This is a genomic window from Rhodococcus sp. FW305-130, from assembly GCF_058788335.1.
On the sequence record NZ_JBYTAP010000007.1, the window covers coordinates 240,794 to 258,459 of the forward strand.

18 protein-coding genes are annotated in these 17,666 nt (G+C 62.1%); 13 read left to right on the plus strand and 5 right to left on the minus strand.

The annotated features are described in order from the left end of the window. Positions 1 to 10: 10 nt before the first annotated feature. From AC3WQS_RS22525 to AC3WQS_RS22555, 7 genes are all read left to right on the plus strand, one after another. Entirely contained in the window at positions 11 to 889 is an 879-nt protein-coding gene (locus tag AC3WQS_RS22525) for a MurR/RpiR family transcriptional regulator (RefSeq protein WP_029256632.1), read from the plus strand. A gap of 163 nt (positions 890 to 1,052) precedes the next feature. Beyond that, complete coding sequence (locus AC3WQS_RS22530; protein WP_097386662.1) at positions 1,053 to 2,183, plus strand: ABC transporter ATP-binding protein; 1,131 nt, start codon at positions 1,053 to 1,055, stop codon at positions 2,181 to 2,183. Positions 2,184 to 2,232: 49 nt separating this feature from the next. Next, entirely contained in the window at positions 2,233 to 3,591 is a 1,359-nt protein-coding gene (locus AC3WQS_RS22535) for an ABC transporter substrate-binding protein (RefSeq protein WP_492711867.1), read from the plus strand. Between the two features lie 51 nt (positions 3,592 to 3,642). After that, a complete protein-coding gene (locus AC3WQS_RS22540; protein WP_029256635.1) occupies positions 3,643 to 4,395 on the plus strand; it encodes a tyrosine-protein phosphatase in 753 nt (250 codons plus the stop codon). Positions 4,396 to 4,417: 22 nt separating this feature from the next. Further along, positions 4,418 to 5,311 carry a phosphodiesterase gene (locus AC3WQS_RS22545; RefSeq protein WP_400821719.1) on the plus strand — a complete coding sequence of 298 codons (894 nt, stop codon included), beginning with the start codon at positions 4,418 to 4,420 and terminating at the stop codon, positions 5,309 to 5,311. Positions 5,312 to 5,320: 9 nt separating this feature from the next. Next, a complete protein-coding gene (locus AC3WQS_RS22550) occupies positions 5,321 to 6,271 on the plus strand; it encodes a carbohydrate ABC transporter permease (protein ID WP_046379584.1) in 951 nt (316 codons plus the stop codon). An 8-nt stretch (positions 6,272 to 6,279) separates the two neighbouring features. After that, positions 6,280 to 7,197, plus strand: coding sequence for a carbohydrate ABC transporter permease (locus AC3WQS_RS22555; protein ID WP_492711869.1), 918 nt, complete (start codon positions 6,280 to 6,282; stop codon positions 7,195 to 7,197). 13 nt (positions 7,198 to 7,210) lie between these two features. Here AC3WQS_RS22555 and AC3WQS_RS22560 read toward each other — a convergent pair whose 3' ends face one another. Next, positions 7,211 to 7,675 carry a hypothetical protein gene (locus AC3WQS_RS22560; protein ID WP_232816830.1) on the minus strand — a complete coding sequence of 155 codons (465 nt, stop codon included), beginning with the start codon at positions 7,673 to 7,675 and terminating at the stop codon, positions 7,211 to 7,213. A gap of 271 nt (positions 7,676 to 7,946) precedes the next feature. Here AC3WQS_RS22560 and helR point away from each other — a divergent pair, with 271 nt between their 5' ends. Further along, positions 7,947 to 10,169, plus strand: a complete 2,223-nt coding sequence (helR, locus tag AC3WQS_RS22565) for an RNA polymerase recycling motor ATPase HelR (RefSeq protein WP_492711872.1) — start codon at positions 7,947 to 7,949, stop codon at positions 10,167 to 10,169. On the opposite strand, the gene AC3WQS_RS22570 is transcribed toward helR, so the two are convergent. Beyond that, positions 10,131 to 10,892 carry an IclR family transcriptional regulator gene (locus AC3WQS_RS22570; RefSeq protein ID WP_020909647.1) on the minus strand — a complete coding sequence of 254 codons (762 nt, stop codon included), beginning with the start codon at positions 10,890 to 10,892 and terminating at the stop codon, positions 10,131 to 10,133. The genes helR and AC3WQS_RS22570 overlap by 39 nt on opposite strands. 69 nt (positions 10,893 to 10,961) lie before the next feature. Here AC3WQS_RS22570 and AC3WQS_RS22575 point away from each other — a divergent pair, with 69 nt between their 5' ends. From AC3WQS_RS22575 to AC3WQS_RS22590, 4 genes are all read left to right on the plus strand, one after another. Beyond that, a complete protein-coding gene (locus AC3WQS_RS22575; protein ID WP_024487713.1) occupies positions 10,962 to 11,789 on the plus strand; it encodes a 2-keto-4-pentenoate hydratase in 828 nt (275 codons plus the stop codon). Further along, a complete protein-coding gene (locus AC3WQS_RS22580; protein WP_264613569.1) occupies positions 11,786 to 12,730 on the plus strand; it encodes an acetaldehyde dehydrogenase (acetylating) in 945 nt (314 codons plus the stop codon). Before AC3WQS_RS22575 ends, AC3WQS_RS22580 begins: the two co-directional genes overlap by 4 nt. Then, positions 12,727 to 13,755 carry a 4-hydroxy-2-oxovalerate aldolase gene (dmpG, locus tag AC3WQS_RS22585; RefSeq protein WP_020909650.1) on the plus strand — a complete coding sequence of 343 codons (1,029 nt, stop codon included), beginning with the start codon at positions 12,727 to 12,729 and terminating at the stop codon, positions 13,753 to 13,755. Before AC3WQS_RS22580 ends, dmpG begins: the two co-directional genes overlap by 4 nt. A 230-nt stretch (positions 13,756 to 13,985) precedes the next feature. Then, on the plus strand, positions 13,986 to 14,447 hold the full coding sequence (locus tag AC3WQS_RS22590; protein WP_021346034.1) for a DUF6389 family protein: 462 nt from the start codon (positions 13,986 to 13,988) through the stop codon (positions 14,445 to 14,447). 33 nt (positions 14,448 to 14,480) lie between these two features. Here AC3WQS_RS22590 and AC3WQS_RS22595 read toward each other — a convergent pair whose 3' ends face one another. Together AC3WQS_RS22595 and AC3WQS_RS22600 are read right to left on the minus strand one after the other, a co-directional pair. Next, positions 14,481 to 14,975: a DinB family protein gene (locus AC3WQS_RS22595; RefSeq protein ID WP_153212892.1), complete on the minus strand. Its 495-nt coding sequence runs from the start codon at positions 14,973 to 14,975 to the stop codon at positions 14,481 to 14,483. Positions 14,976 to 15,107: 132 nt separating this feature from the next. Then, the gene (locus AC3WQS_RS22600) at positions 15,108 to 15,593 is read right to left on the minus strand and encodes a hypothetical protein (protein ID WP_492711874.1); all 486 of its coding nucleotides are present in this window, start codon (positions 15,591 to 15,593) and stop codon (positions 15,108 to 15,110) included. Positions 15,594 to 15,772: 179 nt separating this feature from the next. Between AC3WQS_RS22600 and AC3WQS_RS22605 the strand changes: the two genes are divergently transcribed. Continuing rightward, on the plus strand, positions 15,773 to 16,219 hold the full coding sequence (locus AC3WQS_RS22605) for a DUF4913 domain-containing protein (protein ID WP_020971284.1): 447 nt from the start codon (positions 15,773 to 15,775) through the stop codon (positions 16,217 to 16,219). A 478-nt stretch (positions 16,220 to 16,697) separates the two neighbouring features. On the opposite strand, the gene AC3WQS_RS22610 is transcribed toward AC3WQS_RS22605, so the two are convergent. Next, entirely contained in the window at positions 16,698 to 17,666 is a 969-nt protein-coding gene (locus tag AC3WQS_RS22610) for a magnesium and cobalt transport protein CorA (RefSeq protein ID WP_228118174.1), read from the minus strand.

The following is a 17,666-nucleotide window of genomic DNA, read 5'->3' on the forward strand; positions in this document are numbered from 1 at the left end:
TTCAGTGCACATGAGCCAGTTACAGACCGATCCCCCCGTGGGCGGGACGCTGTCCACGATTCGCGCGCTTGCGCCCAACCTGGCCCCGAGCGAGCGACGCGTCGCCGACATCTGCATAGCCCGGCCCAAAGAGTTCGCCTGGTGGTCGGCGGCAGATGTGGCCGAGCACGCGTCTACGTCGACAGCAACGGTTATTCGAGCGTGTCAGAATCTCGGATTCAAGGGCTTTCAGCATCTGCGCATGCTCCTGCTCAGAGACCTCGGCGCATCCGAATCCCGCGTGCAGGATGCTTCGCACACCAAGGACAGCATCGGGCTGATGCAAGCGGTATTCGGCGAAGTGGCTGCCGATCTCGGCGGAGCACTCACACCACTGGATCGCGAGGCTTTCGACCAGGCGGTAGAGGCCATCGCCGACGCCGACCGCGTGCTCGTCGTGGGAAACGGGGTATCCGGGCCATCTGCATCTGCAGTGGCTGTTCGGTTCATCCTGAACGGACGGACCGCGGAAGCACCCACCGATGCGGTGATGCAGCAACTGACAGCTCGCCACCTCACCTCGCGAGACGTCTGTCTCGCGATCAGTGACAGTGGACTCAACTCGTTGACCCTCCAGCCCGCCCACGCCGCGAAAGAAGCCGGCGCTATCGTCATCGGCGTGACCGGATACGCACGGTCCCCACTGGTGGAACTGGCCGACATGGGCCTGGTTCTCGGTGGCGGAACCGGGCCGTGGGGCGCGCACGGAGCTTCGGCGACCGTCATCCAGCTGACCTTTCTGATCGGCCTGCAGATCGCCGTCAGTGAACGACGCGGCGGGTCGGCGGAAGCTGCCGCCCAGACTCTCGAGCATGTGATCGGAATCCTCAATCACGTTTCCACTAGCTGAAATTCGGATCATCCATACGTTCCGGCCCGAATAGTTGCCCTGAGAATTACGGACATTTACGACGGCGTTCGATCACCGTTCATCTTCGACTGGCTAACTTCCGATGTAACGAAAATCCCCAATTCGATGCGATTGGGTAACGTCATTTCATCGGGAGAAGCCAATGGGCAGGATTCGAATAGAGAATCTGAGTCGGAAGTTCGCAGATGTCACCGCAGTCGACAACATCGACATCGATGTTCGTGACGGCGATTTCCTGGTCCTCCTCGGCCCCAGCGGCTGCGGCAAGACGACACTGCTGAGAATGCTCGCCGGCCTGCTGGAACCGACCAGCGGCCGGATATTGCTCGACGACGAAGACATCACCACCGCTCCCGCGCGTCGACGCGACGTCGCCATGGTGTTCCAGAACTATGCGCTCTACCCACACCTCTCCGTGGCCAAGAACCTCGGATTCCCCCTGAAGGTGAAGAAGATCGACAAAGCCTCCGCAGTAGCGCGTGTCGAGGAGGTAGCACAGCAGCTCGAGATCGCACATCTGCTGGAACGCAAGCCGAAGGAATTGTCGGGTGGCCAGCGCCAGCGAGTGGCAGTGGGACGCGCGATCGTTCGAAATCCCAAGGCGTTCTTGATGGACGAACCTCTGTCGAATCTCGACGCGAAGCTCAGAACGGCTACCCGTCGTGAGCTCACCGACCTCCACCGACGATTGGGCGCCACCTTCGTCTACGTCACCCACGACCAGGTCGAGGCGATGACAATGGCGACGCGTATCGCACTGCTCAACCACGGCAGGCTCGAGCAACTCGGCACCCCTGAGGATGTCTACGATCGTCCGGCATCGGTGTTCGTCGCAGGATTCCTGGGCAGTCCCGCCATGAATCTTGTTGATGCGAGGGCGTTCTCGATTGACGGGCGAGTGAGGGTGTCGGCAGAAGGAATCGAAGCCTCACTCTGGCCAGGGGAGTCCGATTCCCGCGACGTCGTGCTCGGCATTCGTCCCGAACACCTCACACCGATACATCCGGGTGCGGATTCCGAGACCGGTGCGCGTATCACCGTCGACGTCACTTCGGTCGAGAATCTCGGAAGCGAGCAGGTGGCCTACTGCATGGTCGGGTCGACCACGATCTGCGTGCGCGCTCCGCGACCGATCGCACTTCACGAGGGTCAACCCGCGGTGCTGTCCGCCGAACTGCGTCATCTTCATCTCTTCGACCGATCCAGCGGACGAAGACTCGAATGGCTGGACATACCAGCAACATTGGATCTCGACTCATCCGTTCTCAGCTGAACCTTCAACTCGTCCTCTGACACTGCATTTCACCACCAGGAGAATTGTCATGCGCAAAACACGATGGAAGATCGCCACAGCTTTGGCGGCATCCTTCGCCCTTGCCGGATGCGCCACGGGAGGTGCCACCACCGGCGGCTCCGATTCCGCAGTGCAGGTACCGGAACTCGACCCGAATCAGCAGGTCGACATCGTCTTCGAGTCCTACAACCTTGCCCAGGCAGGTTTGTGGACAGACACCATCACCGGTCTCATCTCCGACTTCGAGGCCGCCCACCCGAACATTCACGTCAAAGCTCAGCCGCCGCAGAGCGGTGGTGCGGCCGGTTCCGGCACCGCGAGCAGCGTGCAAACACAGATGCTCGCCGGTTCGCCACCCGATGTCGCTCAATTGACCTTCGACACACTTGATTTCGCCGTCACCGCACTGAAAGCAAGAAATCTCGACGAACTGGTCGGCAAGGACGCAGTCCAGGAAAACTTCGGCGGCGACCATCCCTTCCACCCCAGAGCTGCAACACTCGGCGACTGGAATGGGGAAACCTACGGCGTTCCGTATGTGTTCTCCACCCCGACATTGTTCTACAACTCCACTGCGCTGACCGAGGCCGGGCTCCCGGCAGACACCGATCTCTCCACCTGGGACAAGGTTGCCGCTGCCGCCAAGGCAGTGACCGCCAAGACAGGAAAGCCGTCGCTGGGAGTGAGCTGTTCCGTCAAGGGTGGCAGCTGGTGTATGCAGGCACTCTTCAAATCGGCCGGTGGGGGTGTGCTGTCCGAAGATCGCAAGACCATCGAATTCGGCGAGCCTGCCTCGGTTTCGGCGGTCACCATGCTTCGCGGACTCTACGAGGACGGAGTCTTGGTGAACGCTGATTCGGCAACACAGTACGAATCCTTCGCAAAGGGCGACATCGCGATCGATCTCAACACGTCTGCGCTGCAAGGCATGTTTGTCAGTTCTGCGGCCAAGGCTGGTTGGGATCTGCGCGCTACCGCGCTACCTGCCTTCGACGGGCAGGCAGCGGTTCCCACCAACTCAGGTTCGGTCCTCTCCGTCTTCTCGCAAGACCCGGCAAAGGCTCGCGCTGCTTGGGAACTGATCAAATTCATGACCAGCGATCACGCATACACACAGATCTCCACCAAGATCGGATACCTGCCTCTCCGCTCTTCACTGACACAGGATCCCGCTGCACTCAAGCCATGGGCCGACAGCAATCCGCTACTGGCGCCCAACCTCAAGCAACTCGACTCGCTTCAGCCGTGGCAGTCGTACCCCGGTAACAGCTATGTCCAGGTCGACGACATTCTCGCGCAAGCCATCGAGGAATCCGTGTTCTACGACAAGGACCCGAAGTCGACCATGCAAGCCGCGCAGCAACGGGCTCAGGACTTGATCGGCTGACACGGTCCATTCCAATTCCAGCGAACATCACTTCCGAATCGGGAACAAACTATGACTACAGCTCTTCCGGTTCAGCGGGCCAATCGTCGGCTCGATCTGAACGGTACCTACAACTTTCGCGACGTGGGCGGATACGCTACCCGCGACGGCCTCAGCACCAAGTGGAACAAGCTCTTTCGTGCGGACGCTCTTCATCGACTCGATCAAGCTGACCGCGAGATTCTCCGAGCGCGCGGGCTGGCCTTCGTCATCGACCTGCGCGAACAGGAAGAGTTGGACACAGCACCGAACGCTCTCGGAGGGCTGGACCTCCAGCAATTCCACCTTCCCATCTTCGAGAGCGAAATAAACTCTCGAGAAACAAGTTTGGACCTCGCAGCGATCTACGCGAAGGTCATCGACCAATGCGGAGTCCGGCTGGTTCGCGCGGTGCGCGCCATCGCGGAGTCCGACGACAGCGCAGTACTCGTGCACTGCACGGCAGGCAAAGACCGTACCGGCCTCGTCGTTGCTCTCGCTCTTGCAGCGGTCGGCGTTGACTACCGCGACATCGTCGCAGACTATTCGCTCTCGGAGGTCATGTTGGCCGGCGAGTGGGCATCGGCCATGGCCGTCAAGATGCGCGAATACGGCATCGGCGACGGGGAGAACCTCGCCCAGCTCGTCGGAGCAAGCCCGGCTGCGCTCATGCGGGCAAGCCTGCAATCCATCGACGACTCGTACGGAAGTGCCTCCGAATACCTTCTTGCCCACGGATTGAGCTCCGAAGAACTCGACCGCCTACATCTTGCACTGGTCAACTGACACACACTTGAAGGAGAATTTCATGTCCCAGTACGGCGAACCCGATCACTACATCCTGCACCTCAGCGACACGCACTTTGTCACCGACGGAGATCTTCTCCACGATTCCGTGGACAGCGATGCCAACTTGGCACGCATCTTCGAGCGACTGGAGCGGGCCGGCCAGCGCCCCGAGGCTATTGTCTTCACCGGCGATCTGGCCGACGTGGGAGAGCCCGAGGCGTACGTCCGACTGCGCCGAATCGTCGACCCGGCGGCTGAACGGCTTGGCGCAAAGGTGATTTGGGTCATGGGAAATCACGACGCACGCCCGGCGTTCAGAAGCGGGCTGCTGGATTCCGCTCCGACGCAGGAGTCCGTCGACTCCGTGGTCGACGTGAACGGCCTCCGGATCATCGTGTTGGACAGCACTGTTCCCGGAAGCCATCACGGCCTGATCACCGACGAACAGCTCGCTTGGCTCGAAGAGGTCCTTGCCGTACCGGCTCCACACGGCACTCTTCTGGCACTGCACCATCCGCCAGTCCCGTCGGTTCTGGACGTGCTCACTTTGGTAGAACTCAAGGAACAGAACAAACTGGCCACGGTGCTCGAAGGAACGGATGTCCGCGGCATTCTCGGTGGGCACCTGCACTACTCGACCACCTGCACGTTCGCCGGAATTCCCGTCTCGGTTGCCTCTGCCACCTGCTACACACAGGACCTTCTCACGGACAAGGGCAGCATGCGCGGCCGCGACGGCGCTCAGGCGTTCAACATGGTCCATGTCTTCCGAGATCGCGTTCTGCACACGGTAGTTCCGGTCGAGGAGTCTGCCACTGTGTACGAAATGAGCGCCGAGTACCTCGCAGAGGCTATAGCCAAACTGGCCCCCGCCAGCGATGCTTCCAATTCCGCTACTGCACTGGTGAATTGAGTCTCGAATATGTTTGTCGAAGTTCCAAGTACCGGCGGGCCGGAGCGTGCCGTAGCGGCGCGCCCGGCCCGTTCCGGGTGGATGCCCCGAACCTTGGTGCCGTACCTGTACCTGTTGCCTGCAGTGGTGCTGTTGATCGTCTGGATCTACAAACCGCTCGGCGAGACTGTCAATCTTTCCTTCTACAAGTGGAACATGGTACCAACTACTCCCAAAGTAGCTGTAGGGCTGGACAATTACACTCGGGTGCTCTCATTGCCCGAGCTGCACCAGGCACTACGGAACACCGTGGTCTACACACTCGCTTTCATGCTGTTCTCGCTGTTGCTGCCCATCGTCATCGCAATGGTGTCCAAGCGGATCTCCGGACGTTCCAAGACCATCTATCAAGCTCTCATCTTTGTGCCCTTTCTCGTGACGCCGATCGCCGGCAGTGCCGTGTGGCGCTGGCTCTTCAACCCCGACGGCGGCGCCATCCCACGGGTGGCCGCGACGTGGGGAATAGAGATGGGCAACATCTTTCGTGATCCGAAGTTCGCGCTCCTCGGTGTGGTCGTGATCGTCGGCTGGCAAATGCTCGGGTTCGGAGTCCTGGTCATCTCGGCTGGGCTGGCCGGCATCAATCCGGACTACGCTTCGGCAGCATCGCTCGACGGTGCATCCGAGGCGACGATCACCCGAAAGATAACACTGCCATTGCTGTCCCCGACACTGGTCTTCCTCGCCCTCATGACGATTCTGCTGGGTGCGCAGTGGGCGTACCCTGTGATCGACATTCTCACCCAGGGTGGGCCGAGCGGTGCGTCCACGAACATCTATTACCTGTTGTACCAGTTCGGTTTCCAGAACTTCGATGCCGGACTTTCAGCTGCCGCAGGCACTCTCTTCTTCGTCGGCTTCGGAATCATCGCCGTCATCTTCGTCCGCCTGTCGGACCGACTGAGCTTCTACGACAATTAGGAACTGACATGGCATTTGTTCTGGTCGATGCACCCAGCCATACGCATGGTTCCGGTGCGACTTCGGCGGTGGAACACCTCGACACCCGGAGCAAGAACAATGACGGACCCGTCCGGTCCCGATCTCGAACACGGCGAGTGCTCGGACATGTTGTCCTCGCGGCCGTGACCGTGTTCAGCATTTTCCCGATCTACTGGCTGTTCGCCACGGCCTTTCGTCGCCCTGACGATTCTCTGTCGGCGAACCCCCTCCCCTCGCCCTTCAGCCTCGAGAACTTCCGCTACGTGTGGAACACGATCCCGATGGCGTCGATGATGGTGAACACCTTCACCATGGCGTTGGCCATGTCGGTCAGCCAACTGTTCGTCGCCATCCTCGCCGCCTACGGGTTCGCGCGGTGGAACTTCTTCGGCAAACAAGCGTTGTTTCTGCTCTTCGTCGGGTCGTGGTTGGTTCCGTTTCAGGTCACGATGATCCCCAACTACCTTCTCATTTCCCAGATGGGCTTGCTCAACACCGTTGCAGGCATCGTGATCCCGAACTTGTGCTCGGCTTTCGGAGTCTTGCTGATGCGTCAGCACATGGAGGCATTCCCACGGGAGTTGCTGGACGCCAGCCAGATCGACGGCCAGAACTCGTGGGCAACGCTGTGGAAGGTTGTGCTGCCCAACATGAAGCCCGCTCTCGCAGCGCTCGGCATCATGCTGTTCATCTCGGCCTGGAACGAGTACCTTTGGCCCGCGCTGATCATGCGTCAGTCGAATTCCGTGCTGCAGATCGGAATCCGTAGCTTCCTCGGTGCCGAGGGGAACAACTGGGGTGCCATCATGGCGGCGTCCGGACTCGCGTGCCTGCCGATCTTCCTGATCTATCTATTCCTTCAGCGCTACGTGCGCGACGCGTTTGTTCAGTCCGGGCTCAAGTAGCGATCAACCGTTCTCAGAAACTGTTTACCGGGCAGAGGAATTGGCGGGACTCGTTCCAGAAGGGGAAGAGATCGGTGGTGGTTGCCGCAGGATGGTCGATCTCGGCGAGAGTGTAGAAATCGAGAATCGTCCGACCAGCTGCGGCGCTGACCTCGCATGCTTGCAAGCTCAGCTTTGCCTCCGCCACGAAGCCGATGCTGCGGGCGAAGGGACCGAGAGTTCCCGCATTGACGAAACTGTCGAGGTCTTGTCCCCACTGGTTGTAGTCCGACTGCAAAGCGAAGCTGCACGTTTCGCCGAACAACTCGCTGCAGGTGGTCGGCTTTCCGCCGATCGTGTGCACCGTATCGGCAAGCTCGTGTGAGGTGCTTTCGCGCGGAGATCCGGAAAGGAAAAGCAAGATGGCAACGGCCAAGGCAACCACCAGAAGGATGCTTGCGGCCGTTGCCAGTATCGCCTTCACAATCCCTCGATCCACGTAAGTTCATGAGGGCAACCGATTTTGGAACACCGGCCACTAGATTTGTACCCGTGGCGTTCAGGGTCCAAACATCGACCAGGCTGGGAGCCGTACGTCAGTCTGGGGGATCTGTTACAGGAACTGTGAGGGAGGATCAACACTCCCTTCCACTATCAATATATATCCCACTGGGGGCCTTGCGGCAAGGCCCGGGTAGTGCCGCAGAATGGCTCTTCCGATCCCGCACGACCGACTACGGGATCGGAACAGCCAGCGGAAGTGAGGGCACGTGCCAACCCAGGGATACGAAGAAGAACTGCGTTCCGAGCGGAACTATGTGGAGGGGCTCTACGCACGCCTCGATGCGGAGCGCGCCCGAGTCAAAGGCAGGTACAACACCGCTCTGCGCGGAAATGGCGAAGCACTCATGGAACGCGACGCCGAGGTGCGCGCACTTGCCAAAGAGGTGAAAAGGCTGGACGTAGCCGACAACGGACTGTGCTTCGGCCGGTTGGACTCGCTTTCGGGCGAGACCTCCTACATCGGCCGGATCGGCCTTCTCGATGCGGACAACGACTACGAACCGGCGCTTCTCGATTGGCGGGCGCCGGCGTCTCGCGCGTTCTACGTTGCCACCGCTGCCAACCCGGAGAACATGCGTCGACGCCGTCAGTTCCGCACCCGGAGTCGACGCGTGGTCGATTTCACCGACGAGGTACTCGGGCGCCCCGACGGCGTAGAACACGACACGCACAGCGATTCCGCCCTGCTCGCGGCAGTCAACGCACCCCGCGGTGAGGGAATGCGGGACATCGTGGCAACCATCCAGGCCGAACAGGACGACATCGTCCGACTCGAACACCCCGGGGTGCTGGTGATCGAAGGTGGCCCAGGTACCGGGAAAACCGTCGTCGCCTTGCACCGCGTCGCCTACCTGCTCTACACCCAACGAGAGCGGATGGAACGTCACGGCGTTCTCGTGGTCGGGCCGAACCCGGCGTTCCTGAACCACATCGGCCGCGTACTGCCCTCGCTGGGAGAGTCCGACGTGGTGTTCATGACCACCGGTGATCTCGTTCCCGGTCTACGCGTCACCGCCGAGGACACTCCGGAGGCCGCTGGGCTCAAAGGTTCGTTGAAGATCCTGGACGTTCTCGGCGCAGCGATTGCCGATCATCAGCGATTGCCCGAGAACCCACTGTTGATCGAATTGGCGGACGTCACGGTGCGGATCGACGCCGAAACCGCGGAGTGGGCCCGAGAAGAAGCCCGTTCGAGCGGACTCCCCCACAACGACGCACGCACTGTGTTCACCGAAATCCTCACCTGGGCGCTGACCGAACGGGCGATAGCGCGGATCGGCAAGGGGTGGTTGACACGCAGTGACCGTGAAGCCTGGGAGCAAGTGCGGACGGACCTGACCGCAGAGCTGGTGGAAAACAGCGCATTTACCGCGGCGCTCGACACGCTCTGGCCGATCCTGACTCCGAAAGAGCTACTGACACAGCTGTTTACTTCTCCCGCGCGACTACGCGCGGCAGGCGCGGACGAGAAGCTGCTTCGCCAGGACGGTGATGCCTGGACCGTCTCGGACGTTCCGTTACTCGACGAGTTGGTGGACATGCTCGGCCGGGACAAGCCCGTCGACCAGAGTGCCGAACGTGAACGCCGCGACGAAGCCGCGTATGCAGCGGGCGTGCTGGACATGATGATCAGCCGCGAGGATCTGATGGACGACGAGGATCACCTTCTCGCCCAGGACATGCTGTACGCCGAGGACCTGGCGGATCGTTTCGTCGAACGCGATACCCGGGAACTCGCCGAACGTGCTGCCGCTGACCGAGACTGGACGTACCGGCATATAGTGGTCGACGAGGCCCAAGAGCTGTCCGAGATGGACTGGCGAGTCCTGATGCGCCGTTGCCCAGACCGGTCTTTCACGGTGGTAGGCGATCTCGCGCAACGACGTTCACCCGCAGGTGCCCGCTCGTGGGCGACGATGATGGAGCCGTACGTCCCCGGCCGCTGGATCTACCGATCCCTGTCGGTGAACTACCGCACCCCTGCCGAGATCATGAGCGTCGCCGCCGCCCTGCTCGCCGAGTTCGCGCCGGACGTGCAGCCACCCGAGTCCGTCCGCGCCTGCGGGATCGCGCCGTGGTCCAGACAAATATTCGCCGACGAACTAGCCTCCGCCATCGACGAATTCAATCAGGACGAGGCCGGGCGCGAAGGTACGAGCATCGTCATCGGACCTGCGGACGTGCCGGGCGCTGTGCCTGTTTCAGAAACGAAGGGGCTGGAGTTCGATGCCGTGCTCGTCGTGGAACCGGAGCGAATCATCGCCGACGGCCCACGCGGCGCGTCGGAACTCTATGTCGCCCTCACCCGCGCAACCCAACGTCTCGGCGTCTTACACGAGGGGCCTTTGCCGCACGCATTGACCGGGCTCGTCCAGGCCGGGACGGCCGGATCACCGCAGTCGTTCGCGGCGAGCGATGGTGCTGTGTAGGCCTTCGGCAGCGGCGCGAACGTAAGGCACTTGGCTCTCGGGAACGAAGCGACTGGTGGGACCGGTGACACTGATGGCGGCGACGGGTTTGTCGTTGGTCCCGAATACCGGCGCCGCAACGCACGCGAGACCCGGCGCTGATTCCTCGCGCTCGAACGCAATACCGGTCTCGACCACTCGGTTCAGTTGGGTATTGAGAATGCCGGGCGCAACGATCGTGTGCGGGGTGCGTCTGGTCATCGGTTCCGACAGCACCTCGCGACGAAATTCGTTGTCGGAGAATGCCAGGAGCGCCTTGCCGATTGCGGTGCAATACAGCGGTATCCGGCCACCGGTCCGGGACGGCGAGTTGGCTTGCCGGTGTCCGCCGATTTTCGCGACGTATACGACGTCGTGGCCGTCGCGGACCCCCAGGTGGACTGTCTCGTGGGTCCGCTCGTACAAGTCTTGGAGGAACGGCATCGCCATTTCCAGGAGGCTGCGTTCGAGGGAGGCGAGCATGCCGAGTTCGAAGAGGCCGCCGCTGAGCCGGTAGCCACCGTCGATACGGTCCAGTAGCCGGTTCGCGACCAGTTCGTTGGCCAGGCGGTGCACCGTTGCCTTGTGCAGTCCGGTCCGTTGGACCAGGGTGGCGAGAGGCAACACGTGGTCGTCAGCCCGGAAGGCACGCAGGATCGTCACCGCCTTGCCGAGCACGGTGTCGAGGTTTGCGCCGCCAGTCACCTGCCCAGCGTATCGCTGAGTGAGACAGTTCCCTGGCGCAATCTCGGCGCCACGGCGAAAGTAATGGCCATGAGCCAGCCCACGAATACCAGTACAGCGAGCGAGACGGACATCTCAGCTGCTGCTGACCGCCTCGCAGCCGCCATCGCGAGCGGTACTCCCTGCGCACCGGTGCGCGATCTGATCGGCGCCGACGATCTCGTCGCTGCCTACGCTGTCCAGCGCCGCGTCGATGAAATCCGTCGGCAGGCGGGTGCCGTCGTCGTAGGCCGCAAGATCGGCCTGACCTCGGTGGCAGTCCAGCAACAGCTGGGCGTCGACCAGCCCGACCTCGGCGTTCTGTACGCCGACATGGAGTTCCCTGCCGGCGGCACCATCCCCATGAGTCGTTTGATCCAGCCCAAGGTCGAAGCGGAAGTTGCCTTCGTGCTCGGTGCCGACCTCGTGGACGGACCGCTGGACAGTGCGCAGGTGCGCGAGGCGATCGACTACGCCGTCGCAGCGATCGAGATCTGTGACAGCCGCATCGCGTCGTGGGACATCAAATTCGGTGACACCGTCGCCGACAATGCGTCCTCGGGCGTGTACGTCCTGGGAACCGAACGCCGCACCCTCGACGAGGTGGAACCCGCCGGCGTCGTCATGTCGATGTCCGTCGACGGCACCGAGGTGTCCACCGGCGTCGGAACCGCTTGCCTGGGCGATCCGATCGAAGCAGTCGTCTGGCTCGCCCGCACGGCACGCGAGTTGGGGCAGCCGCTGACGGCAGGCCAGGTGATCCTGTCCGGCGCACTCGGCCCCATGGCACCGGTCACCGCAGGCAACGAAGTCACCGTGACCGTCTCCGGGTTCGGTTCCGTCACCACCAGTTTTTCCAGCGAAGAGGACAACGCATGAGCAAGGTCAAGGTCGCGATCATCGGATCGGGCAACATCGGCACGGATCTGATGATCAAGGTGCTGCGCAACTCCGACTACCTGGAGATGGGCGCGATGGTCGGCATCGACCCAGCGTCGGACGGCCTCGCCCGCGCAGCGCGTCTGAACGTGCCGATCACGGCTGAAGGTGTCGAGGGTTTGATCGGTCTGCCGAACTTCGACCAGATCGAGATCGTCTTCGACGCCACCTCGGCAAAGGCTCACGTCGCCAACAACGCGCGGCTGGCTCCCCTCGGCAAGCGCATGATCGACCTGACGCCTGCCGCCATCGGCCCGTACGTCGTGCCGGCCGTCAACGCGGACGAGCACCTGGACGCACCCAACGTCAACATGGTGACGTGTGGTGGCCAGGCCACGATCCCGATGGTTGCGGCTGTTTCTCGGGTCGTCCCGGTGGCGTATGCGGAGATCGTGGCGTCCATCGCCTCGAAGTCCGCCGGTCCCGGAACGCGCGCCAACATCGACGAGTTCACCGAGACCACATCCGAGGCGATCGTGGCAGTCGGCGGCGCCCGCCGCGGCAAGGCCATCATCATCCTCAACCCCGCCGAGCCGCCGCTCATCATGCGCGACACGGTGTTCTGCCTCGTCGACGCCCCGGACCCGGCTGTTCACGAGGAGATCCGTCAGTCCATCGAGAAGATGGTCGGCGACGTCTCCGCCTATGTTCCGGGCTACCGCCTCAAGCAGGAAGTCCAGATCACCGAGATCCCGGCCGACCAGCCCGTCGAGACGTTGCTCGTCGACGGCAATCGCCCCACCCATCAGGTGTCGGTGTTCCTCGAGGTCGAGGGTGCTGCACACTACCTGCCTGCGTACGCCGGCAATCTCGACATCATGACGTCCGCCGGAATGCAGATCGCGGAGCGCATCGCCCAGCAGAAGGAAGCAACCAAGTGAGCAACCGCAAGATCTTCGTCCAGGACGTCACCCTTCGCGACGGCATGCACGCTGTCCGCCACCGTATTTCGCCCACCGACGTCAAGCGGATCGTCACAGCTCTCGATGCTGCCGGCGTCGACGCGATCGAAGTTGCACACGGTGACGGCCTCGCCGGCGGCTCGCTCAACTACGGCCCCGGCTCGAACACCGACTGGGAATGGATCGAAGCAGCGGCCGAGGTACTCGAGCACGCTCGTCTCACCACGCTGCTGCTTCCGGGTGTCGGCACGATCAGTGAACTCAAGCACGCTTACGACCTCGGTGTTCGCTCGGTTCGCGTTGCCACGCACTGTACCGAGGCCGACGTCTCCGCGCAGCACATCGAAACCGCCCGCGAGATCGGCATGGACGTCTCTGGCTTCCTGATGATGAGCCACATGGCGCCGGCCGAAGAACTGGCGAAGCAGGCCAAACTGATGGAGTCGTACGGCGCGCACTGCGTCTACGTCACCGACTCGGGTGGACGTCTGGTGATGAACGACGTCGCGGATCGTGTTCGCGCATACCGCGACATCCTCGACGAGGGCACCGAAATCGGTATCCACGCGCATGAGAACCTCTCGCTCTCGGTTGCCAACTCCGTTGTCGCAGTGCAGAACGGCGTCACCCGCGTCGATGCTTCGCTTGCAGGTCACGGTGCCGGAGCCGGTAACTGCCCCCTCGAAGCCTTCATCGCCGTCGCGAACATCGAGGAGTGGGAGCACGGCTGCGACCTGTTCGCCTTGCAGGATGCCGCCGACGACATCGTCCGTCCGCTGCAGGATCGGCCAGTTCGCGTCGATCGCGAGACCCTCACGCTCGGCTATGCAGGCGTGTACTCGAGCTTCCTGCGCCACGCCGAGGCCGCTTCGGAGCGCTACGGAATCGACGTTCGCACACTGCTTCTCGAAGCCGGCCGCCGCCGTCTGGTGGGTGGTCAAGAGGACATGATCGTCGACATCGCGCTCACCCTCGCAGCGCAGGCGACAAAAGAAGCTGTCTGACGCGCTGCCGAGTTCGCTGATACCCGAGTCCCGCTCCCGTCTCCGGACGGGGGCGGGACTTGCCATTTCGGCCGAGAGAGCCCACCGACACGGCACTCGAAAAGCTGGCAAAGTTCGTCGCACGACATCTCTGACGCTCAGAGTAGAAACTTCTCCGCTACAGACGAATTCAAGAAACCAGCTTCATCGATGCAAGACCTGCAGGGTGATACCTTCGATAGGCTGAGCTCGTGGAACCTACCGAATACCGTGACGAATTGAGATCTGTCCTCGATACCGCGTCGGGGGTAGTGAGCGATCGACTGGCTGCGATCCACAACGCGGCAACCCCGCGCACCGAAGGGATCGTCATCGACGTCTCGCTCGACCAAGACGGCGAGGGAACATTCGGCGTCTGGGCACGATACGAGGGTCCCGACGCATTCAGTCTGAATCAGCAGATCGGTGACGAGAGAGAGCTATTCGGCGTGATCTGGGGCGAGGAGGGCTGGGAACCGCCGGTTCCGCATCGACCGCGAAAGTGGTCACGTGTGGAACTCGAGAAAGTGGTCGTCGGTGTCGTGGCCAAATGGATCGACGGGCTCATTCCCTCGACCGCCACCGAACTACCCTGGGAAGTAACGACTCCCGACGGAACTGTCGACGCTGTACTCGTGGGCCCAGAGATCAGCCGTGGACATTCGCCTCGATGAAAGCGCGGAAGCATCGGCGAACAAGTTGCAGCGTCAGCGTCCGGTCGAACCGTCGATCAATTCGCGGAGGATGTCAGCGTGCCCGGCATGGCGTCCGGTCTCTTCGATCATGTGCACGAGCGCCCAGCGGACACTGGGAGCGGGTCGTTTCGCCCCCGGTCGCGGGATGGGCGCGGCAATATCTGTGCATCCGTCGAGAACTGTGTTGGCGCTCTCGACCGTCTCGCGATAACGACTGACGACATCGTCCACGCTGTCTTCCGATGACGGCTGAGACGTCGCTTTCCAATCCGTCACGTTTTCTGCAAGGAACATCGATCGTTCGACAAAGGTCAGATGATTGACCAGTCCGAGCAAGGTTGTTCCCGACGGAACAAGTGTGGTGCGCACCTGAGGTTCCGGAGCACCTTCGACCTTGGCGGCAATCGAATCACGGAGGTAGTCGAGAAACGCTCGTAGTGTGGCTGCCTCGCTATTCCCTGTCCGGGGTGGTGGGGCATCTCGGCGGCTGCGACGCGACGTTGCCATGGTGGTTCTCCTTCCTCGGCGAAGAACGATGAAGAGGCTTCATTCCTGGATGGGCAGAACCGATCCTTCCGAACTCACTCCGATCCCGCATCAAATTTTGCCGCTACAGCAAGGACAACTTGGTTGCCGGTGTCAGCGTGCCGAGTTCAGGTCGCGCACAAGTTGGGGTCTCCGCCACTTGCCGACCTCGAAAGGCCACCGCCGCAGCGGATAGGCGAGACGAGCCACGAAGTAATTGACGTACTCGACGACGCCGAAAGCCCACACCGCCACCGCCGCGCCGGAGTGATCTGGTAACCAGATGACAACGCCGAGAAGAGCTATCGCCAACAAGAGAACATCGAGGACCCGAAACACGCGGTAAAGCGCTGCGAGGCGGGCCGGCATCGGCTCCAACTCGACCCAGCCCCGCGCAAGCAGCCAATAGACACCTGCTTGCACGAGGATCACGAGCAGTGGGGCCAGCGCCGACCACAACGCCGCGGAGTCTCGCGAACCTTCGAGCCGGGGCATCACGACACCGACCGCCACAGCGGCAAATACGGCCGCGGCAGCCAGTTCGCCGAGGCCGAGGCTCAGGTACCTGCGTCTCAAACTCTGTCGCCGTTGATCCACCACGTAAGAACCCTATCCGTTGATCACCATCGCTTGCCACGTGGCGGTCGGACCGATTCTGCAGCGCGAGTGAGGAATACACTTCATCTTGCTCTGTCAGGAGGTGTTCCGGCGCAGGCCCAGAGTTTTGCGTCGGCATCGGAAAAGGTTCCTGCGAAAGCTACGGATGGGGAGCGCGAGCAATGAACGACGAGTTCAGCGAATTCGACGGTGAAGGGCTCGAAGACCACCTACCTACGCGGGTGTACCGGTGGAAAGACCTCGATGGAGAACAGGCTGCGGAGTTGTGGGCCGAACTCATCGCATGGGTGAGCTGGTTCCGCCGGCGCTACTCGGTGACCGGATCGGATGCGGTGATTCCGCCGTGCTGGTACCGCCATCCTGTCGCGGTCGAGGAGTTGACCGCGCTGATGGTTTCGCACCAAAGCGCCTACACCCTCGACGAACCGGGATCGGAACTCTCGGCATTCCATGTGCAGTGGCTTTGGCTGACGTTACGTGGCCTTGCGGAGCGAGCCGGATACAAACGTTGCACTGATGTGAAGTGCTCGTTCAAGGCTCCGGAAGTAGTCGATGACCCCGGAGGCTTGGAGGAGTGGATCAGCGACGACATTGCGTCCCGCCACTGATCTACCCGGCCGAATACGAAAAGGTGGCCGCTCACCCCGGAAAATGGGGTGCGCGGCCACTATCTGTTTCAGGTGGGACTTAGCTGATCAGGAGCCGAAATTTCCGAGCGACCCGAGTGAACCTGTCGCAGGGGTTCAGGAGCTGCGGTGATGGTGATGGTTGCGTCGAGGGTGGCAGGGGTACCGATGCCGTTGGAGGCGGTGAAAGTGACTGCGAAAGACCGGTCTCAGTGGGTGTTCCGGACAGCACCCCGGTTTCGGTGAGTGTCAGACCGGCGGGCAATGCACCGCCTGCGGTCACGGTGGGGGCCGGTTGTCCGGTGACAGTGAAGGCATGAGTGTAGGGCTGGCCGACGACGCCGGCGGACGGGGCGCCTGTCAGCGTGGGAGCTATTTCGATGGTGATCACCGAGACTGTGGCGTTACCGCTGTTGGTGACGTAAGCGCGCAGTCCGTCGGTGCCGGCCTTGCCTGTTGGTTAGCCCAACTGCGTGTTCATCTTGTTTGCGAGCCATTCCGCGTCCGACTGGACCATCGGTCCGATCCCGGCGAACGCAGTCACGAACGCCGCCAACGACGCCCAGGCGGTGATCTTGCGCAGATCGGTGTTCTGTTGGAGATTGACCCGGGCGAGGGTCGCGGCGACGAGAGAGCTGATGACATCGTCGAATTCGACGATCCGCTCCGCCACCGCGGCGTGGTGTTCGGCGACGTCGCGCAGATGCCTGTGTACGTCCTTCGGAATCGGCTCCGGCAACGCAGTGGCGGCAGCGAGCGTGGACAGCGCCGCCGCGAGAGGGTTGACCGAACGCCGCAATTCGAGCACTTCGCGTTTGACGAGATAGATCTGCTCGATAGGGGTGTGACGATCGGGGCTGAGCAGTTCCACTTCCAGGGTGTCGATGTCGACGGCGACGGACCCGACGACGACGAGGTATCCGTCGACGATCCGGTCGATCACCGCGTGTAGGACAGCCCACGGTCCCATTCGCATGTGTTCCGGCGATCCTTCGAGTTCGGCGCGCACGCCCGCCAACGCGGTGTGAGCACCGTGCCGGACGGTGACGATGAAATCCGACCCGACAGCAGCGAGGATCTCACCGGTTTCGACGATGTCGTCGGCGGTGCCGATCGAGGTCGGTGAAAGGTAGTGGGCCGTGCGCATCACCAACACGGTCACCTCGTCGTACTGTTCGAGTTTGGGGCGTTGATGCGCGTGCACCGAGTCCTCGGCGACCAATTCGTGCAGGCCGTATACCTGTGCGACGGCCGCCATCTGCTCGAAGGTGGGGTCGAACAGCCCGAGCCACACGAACCCCGAAGCCCGACGCCGAACCTCACCCAACGCACTCTCCGGCGTGTGAGTGCCGGGGAGTCGCATCCCGTCGACGTAGACGGCGCAGTCGACCACAGCAGCGGCCGTACTTGATGCTGGTTGCCGATCCAT

What these genes read in the sequence shown, in the direction of transcription:
- AC3WQS_RS22525 (WP_029256632.1), top strand. Translation starts at nt 11, where the DNA reads ATGAGCCAGTTACAGACCGATCCCCCCGTGGGCGGGACGCTGTCCACG.
- AC3WQS_RS22530 (WP_097386662.1), top strand. Translation starts at nt 1,053, where the DNA reads ATGGGCAGGATTCGAATAGAGAATCTGAGTCGGAAGTTCGCAGATGTC.
- AC3WQS_RS22535 (WP_492711867.1), top strand. Translation starts at nt 2,233, where the DNA reads ATGCGCAAAACACGATGGAAGATCGCCACAGCTTTGGCGGCATCCTTC.
- AC3WQS_RS22540 (WP_029256635.1), top strand. Translation starts at nt 3,643, where the DNA reads ATGACTACAGCTCTTCCGGTTCAGCGGGCCAATCGTCGGCTCGATCTG.
- AC3WQS_RS22545 (WP_400821719.1), top strand. Translation starts at nt 4,418, where the DNA reads ATGTCCCAGTACGGCGAACCCGATCACTACATCCTGCACCTCAGCGAC.
- AC3WQS_RS22550 (WP_046379584.1), top strand. Translation starts at nt 5,321, where the DNA reads ATGTTTGTCGAAGTTCCAAGTACCGGCGGGCCGGAGCGTGCCGTAGCG.
- AC3WQS_RS22555 (WP_492711869.1), top strand. Translation starts at nt 6,280, where the DNA reads ATGGCATTTGTTCTGGTCGATGCACCCAGCCATACGCATGGTTCCGGT.
- AC3WQS_RS22575 (WP_024487713.1), top strand. Translation starts at nt 10,962, where the DNA reads ATGAGCCAGCCCACGAATACCAGTACAGCGAGCGAGACGGACATCTCA.
- AC3WQS_RS22580 (WP_264613569.1), top strand. Translation starts at nt 11,786, where the DNA reads ATGAGCAAGGTCAAGGTCGCGATCATCGGATCGGGCAACATCGGCACG.
- AC3WQS_RS22595 (WP_153212892.1), bottom strand. Translation starts at nt 14,975, where the DNA reads ATGGCAACGTCGCGTCGCAGCCGCCGAGATGCCCCACCACCCCGGACA.
- AC3WQS_RS22605 (WP_020971284.1), top strand. Translation starts at nt 15,773, where the DNA reads ATGAACGACGAGTTCAGCGAATTCGACGGTGAAGGGCTCGAAGACCAC.
- AC3WQS_RS22610 (WP_228118174.1), bottom strand. Translation starts at nt 17,666, where the DNA reads ATGGATCGGCAACCAGCATCAAGTACGGCCGCTGCTGTGGTCGACTGC.